Here is a 6,594-nt window from a genome sequence, read left to right on the forward strand (position 1 = left end):
GTCGGACCTGTCGGACCCGGTCAGACCCGGTCGGCCGCGATCAGGACGTACTGGAAGGAGCCGTCCTTGTAGGAGTTGATGAACGCCTCCTCGATGCCGGTGACCAGCGAGGAGGTGGCGCGCAGCTCCCAGTAGGGCAGGGTGGCGGGGGTCAGGTCGATGACGGCCTGCGGCACCAGCCGGTTGTCAACCATGGCCCGCAGGTACTCCCGGCGGGAGTGGATGTTGCACTCGAAGTGCGCGTTGATCTGCGAGACCCACTTGGACGGCTGCCCGTAGGCGGGGTTCCAGCAGCCGGTGACGGTCACGTACCGGCCGCCGACGGCGAGGATCCGGGAGTGCTCGGCGAACAGGTCGTGCAGGTCGACGTACATGCTGGACTCGTTGTTCCACGAGCCCGCCACCTGGCCGGTCTCGAACGGCATGTCGAGCATGTTGCAGACCTGCGAGCGGACGAAGTCGCCGATGCCCAGCTCGTGGGCCCGGTTGTTGCCGAACTCGGCCTGCTTGGCGGAGAGCGTGACGCCCTGGACCCGGCAGCCGAAGCGCTGGTGGGCCATCACCATCGAGCCGCCGCGGCCGCAGCCGGCGTCCACCAAGGTGGCGTCGGCCGGAACCGCGCCCAGGTGGTCGAGGAGCAGCTCGGCCTGCGCGGACTCCAGGCGGTGCAGCTCGGTGATCACCTTCTTCTCGCGCTCGCTGTCGGCCGGGTCGCCGATGGCGGCCCGGTCGACGTCGCCGATGCCGTAGTGGTGGTGGTAGAGGCCGTCCACGTCGCCGAGGCGAAGGTTGACCGGCCGTGCCTCGTGGTCCCAGTAACGTGCGATGTCGCCCTGGTAGGGGGTCGCCGGCCCGGGGATGGCGGCGTTGTCGGCGGGGGTGGTGATGTCGTCGGTCAGGGACATGCGTCAGCTCCTAGCGGGTGATCAACGGAAGGGGGACGGCTGCCGGAAACGGTGGTTACCAGAAGTCGGGCAGGGTGTAGCGGAAGGAGTTGGTCTGGTGCCAGAAGTGGTTGCCGTCGACCCACGCGGACACACCGCGCAGGAACCGTACGAGGGTCGGGACGGGGCAGGCCGCGGCCAGCGCGGCCGCCTCGGCCTCGAAGGCGTGCATCAGGTCGTTGTGGACCTCGACCGCCTTGAGGTAGCCGTCCCGGTGCGAGCAGTCCTCGCGTTCGGCGATCACCACGGGCAGGTTCAGGTGCAGTCCGGGGATGGACAGCTCCTTGGTGTACGAGTACAGGTCGTTGACGATGGTGGTCGCGTTGCCGGCCAGAGCGATCACGCGCTGCATGGCGGGTAGCGCGTGCAGTTCGGCCGGCAGCTCGTAGCCGCCGACGGTGTCCGTGATCGTCGGGCAGGGGCGGAAGTTGTTGAACTGGCGCATCGCCAGGTACTCCCACACCTGCGGGACATGCTCGGTCTCGGCCCACGACGCCTCGGCGAGGTACCCGAGGTGCAGCCGGGCCATGTCGTGCCGGAACCGGTCCGACTGGGAGGGCGTGGAGGCCCGGGTGAAGTACTCCATCGCAGAGCGGTACGCCCGGCGGGGCGCGTCCTCGTGCAGCGAGGCCTCCCACTCCGGGTGGTACTCCGGGGTGGTGTGCAGCGGGTCGAGCGCGGTGTGCGCCAGCAGCAGGCGCCCGCCGAGGCCGACCGGCGAGCCGCCGTGCTCCTCGCAGTAGTAGTCGTCGACCGCGTTCTCGGCGACCATCAGGCGGGCGGCCAGCATCAGGTGGTCGACGCTGGGCGCGTCCGGGTGGCAGGCCACCATGTAGCGGCCGGTCGAGAAGCCGTCGAACTGCTTCTCCCAGTCCGGCGGGTACAGCTCGACCTCGTCCAGCGCCCAGGCCTTGATCCTGAGGCTCAGCTCCTCCACCCGCACCGGGTCGGGCTCGGCCACCGGGTGGTGGTAGAGGCCCGGGATGGCGTCGCCGGGCTGCGGCTTGGAACCGCCCGGTTTGGCACCGCCCGGCGCGGGGCTGTCGGACGCGGGGACGCCGGGCACGGAGGTGTTGAGTGCGGGCGCGCTCGGGGCGGGGGGACTCTGCGCCAGGTTCAGGCCCGCGGTGCCCAGGCCGCTCGGCCCGCGCAGGATCCGCTCCATCGCCGAGGATCTCACGACCCCACCGCCGCGGCGGCAGTGCGCTCGAAGGGTGTCCCCGCTCTGGTGCACAGGGGCATGGAGCCTCCTCTGACTCTGATGAAGGATCGCGAGACATGACGCTTCGTCACCTGGCCGACGGCGCGGGCGGTCTTCGAACGCGCCCCCCGTCTCGCTCGGTTCACAACCGTAGGCGCGGGGACCGGTTCGGAAACGCTCCGAACGATCTTCTACACCCGATCAGGTGAACGTGGGCCCGTATGGCGTTTGAAACGCCACCTCCTCATGCATCGGTCCGCCGCGCCCGCCGGCGTAAGGGGGAGAAGAATGGCCACGACCCCGTGACGGAACGGGGCAAGGAAGGACGTACCAGCACATGGAGACCCAGGGCCGCAGCCGCACCGCACTGGTCGAGGACCTCATGGAGCGTTTCCCCGACGTGCCCCGGGAGGCCGTGATCAAGGAGGACCTGCTGCGCGGCGGCATGGCCTTCGACGAGTCCGCCCTCAGCGGCAGCACCGGCGCCGACGGGAGCAGCGAGGTCAAGCCGAAGTCGTACTTCATCTTCTCCTTCGACCACCGCACCCTGCCCGAACTCGGCGCGGCCGCGCTCAACCGCCCGCCGGAGGAGGTCGTGCTCACCGGCGGCCCGTACGGGCTGCGCCGCACCGTGGTGTCGGTGCGGGTCAACCCGGACTCGCCGTACCGGGTCGGCGCCGGGGAGGACGGCACGCTCGGCCTGTACCTCGACGGCGCGCGGATCGCCGACGTGGGCCTGCCTCCGATGCCTGACTACTACCGGCACGCCCTAGCCAACGGGAAGTCGGTGATGGAGGTCGCCCCGACCATCCAGTGGGGCTACCTGATCTACCTGACGGTCTTCCGGGTCTGCCAGTACTTCGGCGCCAAGGAGGAGTGCCAGTACTGCGACATCAACCACAACTGGCGCCAGCACAAGGCCGCCGGCCGCCCCTACACCGGAGTCAAGCCGGTCGAGGAGGTGCTGGAGGCACTGGAGCTCATCGACCGCCACGACACCGCCCGCGCCTCCCAGGCGTACACCCTCACCGGCGGCGCCATCACCTCGCAGGTCGGCGGCCGGGACGAGGCCGACTTCTACGGCCAGTACGCCAAGGCCATCGAGGAGCGCTTCCCCGGGCGCTGGATCGGCAAGGTCGTCGCCCAGGCCCTGCCGCGCGAGGACGTCCAGCGCTTCCACGACTACGGCGTGCGGATCTACCACCCCAACTTCGAGGTCTGGGACAAGCGCCTGTTCGAGCTGTACTGCCCCGGCAAGGAGCGCTACGTCGGCCGCGACGAGTGGCACCGGCGCATCCTCGACTCCACCGAGGTGTTCGGCCCGGAGAACGTGATCCCCAACTTCGTCGCCGGGGTCGAGATGGCGCAGCCCTTCGGCTTCACCACCGTCGACGAGGCCATCGCCTCCACCCGGGAGGGCCTGCGCTTCTTCATGTCCCACGGCGTGGTGCCCCGCTTCACCACCTGGTGCCCCGAACCCACCACTCCGCTCGGCAAGGCCAACCCCCAGGGCGCCCCGCTGGAGTACCACATCCGCCTGCTCCGGGCCTACCGCGCCACCCTGGAGGAGTTCGGCCTCTCCTCCCCGCCCGGCTACGGCCCGGCCGGCCCCGGCAAGGCCGTCTTCTCGGTCAGCTCCTTCATGGACTCGCTGCCCGGCTGAGCCCCCGACGCACGCCGCCCCCGGTCGGCATGACGGGACGTCAGGATGACGCCGGGGGCCGTCGGCCCACCGCGAGGAGGAGGCGGACCCCGCCGATCGGCGCGTGGGTGGGGGTACGAACAGCGTGTTAGCTTCCCGCCATGGGATTACGTGGGGCTCGTGGGGTGGCGGCGCGGTCAGCGATCGAGGGGATGCGGGAGCTCGCCGGGGAGGGGTTGACGGCGCCGGACGTGTTCCGGCGGGCGGACGAACTGCTGCGCCCGGTCCTGGAGTTCGACGCGGTGTGCTGGCACACGGCGGATCCGGCGACCGGGCTGGTGAACTCGGTGCAGAGCGAGGACCTCAGCCTGACGGCGTACGAGCACGCCGTCAGGCTGGAGGTCTGGGAGGACGACCTGGCGACCTTCCCGAAGATCCGGCACAGCGGGGCGCAGGCGGAGACGCTGAGCCGGGCGACCAAGGGGCGCCCGCAGGAGAGCGTGCGGTTCCGGGAGCAGATAGCACCGGCCGGGTTCGGGGACGAACTGCGGGCGGTGTTCGACGCGACGGGCGGGATGTGGGGGTGCGCGGCGTTCATGCGGGCCCCGGACCGCGGTCCCTACCTGGGGCGCCAGCGCGAGCTCGCCGGCGCCGCCGCCCGCCACCTGGGCAACGCACTGCGGGCGTGCCACGTTCCGGCCGGCGCGCCGGACCAGGAGGACGCGGGGCCTGCGGTCCTGCTGCTCGACCGGCGCAACCGGCTGCGGGCGATGTCCGGCCCGGCCGAGGACCTGCTCGACCGGCTGGCCGACCCCACCCCCACCTCGCTCAGCATCCCGACCTCCGTGGCGATGGCCGCCGAGCACGCCCGCCGGGCGGCGCACGGGCTGGCCGCGCCGCAGACGCCGGTACGGGTCCGCTCCCGGGACGATCGCTGGTACCTGCTGCACGGATCGGCGCTGCGCGGCGACGCGGCGGCGGACGAGGTGACGGTGGTGGCCACGCCCGCCTCGCCGGCCGAGGTGATGCCGCTCTACCTGGCCGCGTACGGGCTGACCGCCCGCGAGCAGGAGGTGGCGCTGCTGCTGGTGCGCGGCAGCGACACCCGGGACGTGGCCCGGCTGCTCGCGATGACGCCGTACACGGTGCAGGACCACCTGAAGTCGGTGTTCACCAAGACCGGGGTGGGCAGCCGACAGGAACTGATCGCGCGGATCATGCTCGGCGGGGGGCGCTGCTGACCCGTGGCCCCGCGCCCCTGGCGCGCGCCCGCCGCACGCCCCCAGGAATCTGGGATGGCCGGGGCCCCGCCGCGAACGTGAAGATTTCCCCACGGGGGATTCACGTCATGCACATGACGTGACGTGCATCGCAGTGCCTTCATCGTCCAGCGGAGGAGCACCCTCATGAGCTCGCGCACCAGGCGCACCGCCTTCACCTCAGGAGTCGCCGCACTGGTCGCGGTGACCGGACTCGGCCTCGGCGCCGCGCCCGCACACGCCGACACCACACCGCCGACCGCCACCTGCGACCCCGCCCGCGACTACCTGTGGGAGGACATCGCCTCGGCCCGGGTCGAACCGACCGTCACCGACTTCCTCGCGGTCGCCATCACCCCCGGCACCACCGGCAGTTACACCAAGACCCTCAGCGAGGTCGACTCGGTGAGCACCACGATCAACACCAGCACCGAGGTGAGCGCCGAATTCAAGGCGATCTTCGCCAAGGTGAGCGTCAAGGTCGGATTCTCCGTGGCCAGCACCAAGGCGACCACCCGCACCACCACCGTCACCGACACCGTGAACTTCAACAGCCCCGGCTACTACGGCCTCTACCGCGGCACCCGGAAGGTCACCGGCGAGTGGGTCCGCTACATCTGCGCCCGCAGCGGGAACACGGGCTACTGGATCAACACCAGCCCGAACGGCCCCGGCACCTTCACCACCTTCGACGTCCCGGAGCAGGGGACCGTCTCCTGTGCCTACCCGGAGCCGGCCGGCACCCTGCGCGCGGCCGCCCGGGCGCGACTCGTCTGCTGATGCCCAGGATCACGGAAACGGCCCGACCCACCTGCTGCGAAAGCGAGTCCACGATGCCCCACCCGCACCGTCCGCGCTACCGCGCCCGCCGCCCGCTGAACGTCCTCGGCACGGCGGCCGCCGTCGGCGCCCTGCTGTTCACCGCCTCCCCCGCCGCCCTGGCCGCCCCCGCGTCGGCCACCGCACTCGCTGCGGACCCGGAGAGCGACTACCCCTGCGACCCCGGCCTCTACCGCATCAACACCGCCGGGGCCGACCGGCCGCTGACCGTCGCGCTCTCCCCCGGGAACCACGGCTCGGTCATCCAGTACTTCTGGGGTGACGAGTCGAACCAGAAGTGGCAGGTCTGCCGCAAGCACGCCTCCGACGGCCGCGAGCTGGTGTACTTCCGCGACAGCTGGCGCGGCTGGTGCATGGTCGTCGACCGCTGGGGAAAGGACGACGGCAACTGGATCATCACGGTCGGCTGCGGCGACATCGTCCCCGAGAACCAGGCGTTCTGGATGGCGAAGGTTCCGGGCGGCAACCGCTTCGCCCTCCAGAACCTGAACTCCGGCAAGTGGGTCGCCGCCCAGAACCACAGCGACGGCCTGGGCTACCAGATCGTCCAGGACAGCCGACCGGACCTGTTCTATCTGCAGGCCGTCTGACCGTGCGGCGCACCACCAGGAATGCCTGCCGTGGGGGGGGGGGGGGGGGGGGGGGGGGGGGGGGGGGGGGGGGGGGGAGGGGGGGGGGGGGGGGGGGGAGAGGAAAAGAAGAAAGCGT

The 6,594-nt window shown here is 71.2% G+C and carries 6 protein-coding genes; 4 read left to right on the forward strand and 2 right to left on the reverse strand.

Annotated features, from left to right (window positions below; translation table 11 throughout):
• Positions 1–20 precede the first annotated feature (20 nt).
• Both AC07BF_RS29280 and AC07BF_RS29285 read right to left on the reverse strand, forming a co-directional pair.
• On the reverse strand, positions 21–905 hold the full coding sequence (locus AC07BF_RS29280) for a geranyl diphosphate 2-C-methyltransferase (protein ID WP_478334124.1): 885 nt from the start codon (positions 903–905) through the stop codon (positions 21–23).
• A 55-nt stretch (positions 906–960) separates the two neighbouring features.
• The gene (locus tag AC07BF_RS29285; RefSeq protein WP_478334127.1) at positions 961–2,214 is read right to left on the reverse strand and encodes a family 2 encapsulin nanocompartment cargo protein terpene cyclase; all 1,254 of its coding nucleotides are present in this window, start codon (positions 2,212–2,214) and stop codon (positions 961–963) included.
• 268 nt (positions 2,215–2,482) lie between these two features.
• Here AC07BF_RS29285 and AC07BF_RS29290 point away from each other — a divergent pair, with 268 nt between their 5' ends.
• The 4 genes from AC07BF_RS29290 to AC07BF_RS29305 all read left to right on the forward strand — a co-directional run bounded on the left by AC07BF_RS29290 (position 2,483) and on the right by AC07BF_RS29305 (position 6,476).
• The gene (locus AC07BF_RS29290; protein ID WP_478334125.1) at positions 2,483–3,808 is read left to right on the forward strand and encodes a radical SAM protein; all 1,326 of its coding nucleotides are present in this window, start codon (positions 2,483–2,485) and stop codon (positions 3,806–3,808) included.
• A 191-nt stretch (positions 3,809–3,999) separates the two neighbouring features.
• Positions 4,000–5,028: a helix-turn-helix transcriptional regulator gene (locus AC07BF_RS29295; protein WP_478334126.1), complete on the forward strand. Its 1,029-nt coding sequence runs from the start codon at positions 4,000–4,002 to the stop codon at positions 5,026–5,028.
• A 165-nt stretch (positions 5,029–5,193) separates the two neighbouring features.
• On the forward strand, positions 5,194–5,826 hold the full coding sequence (locus AC07BF_RS29300; protein ID WP_363587143.1) for a hypothetical protein: 633 nt from the start codon (positions 5,194–5,196) through the stop codon (positions 5,824–5,826).
• Positions 5,827–5,879: 53 nt separating this feature from the next.
• Entirely contained in the window at positions 5,880–6,476 is a 597-nt protein-coding gene (locus AC07BF_RS29305) for an RICIN domain-containing protein (protein WP_363622785.1), read from the forward strand.
• The last annotated feature ends 118 nt before the right edge of the window (positions 6,477–6,594 follow it).

Source organism: Kitasatospora sp. NPDC043950 (genome assembly GCF_056435345.1).

Excerpts from the sequence above, each read along its gene's own strand:
- AC07BF_RS29290 (WP_478334125.1), top strand. The coding sequence starts at position 2,483 with ATGGAGACCCAGGGCCGCAGCCGCACCGCACTGGTCGAGGACCTCATG.
- AC07BF_RS29295 (WP_478334126.1), top strand. The coding sequence starts at position 4,000 with ATGCGGGAGCTCGCCGGGGAGGGGTTGACGGCGCCGGACGTGTTCCGG.
- AC07BF_RS29300 (WP_363587143.1), top strand. The coding sequence starts at position 5,194 with ATGAGCTCGCGCACCAGGCGCACCGCCTTCACCTCAGGAGTCGCCGCA.
- AC07BF_RS29280 (WP_478334124.1), bottom strand. The coding sequence starts at position 905 with ATGTCCCTGACCGACGACATCACCACCCCCGCCGACAACGCCGCCATC.
- AC07BF_RS29305 (WP_363622785.1), top strand. The coding sequence starts at position 5,880 with ATGCCCCACCCGCACCGTCCGCGCTACCGCGCCCGCCGCCCGCTGAAC.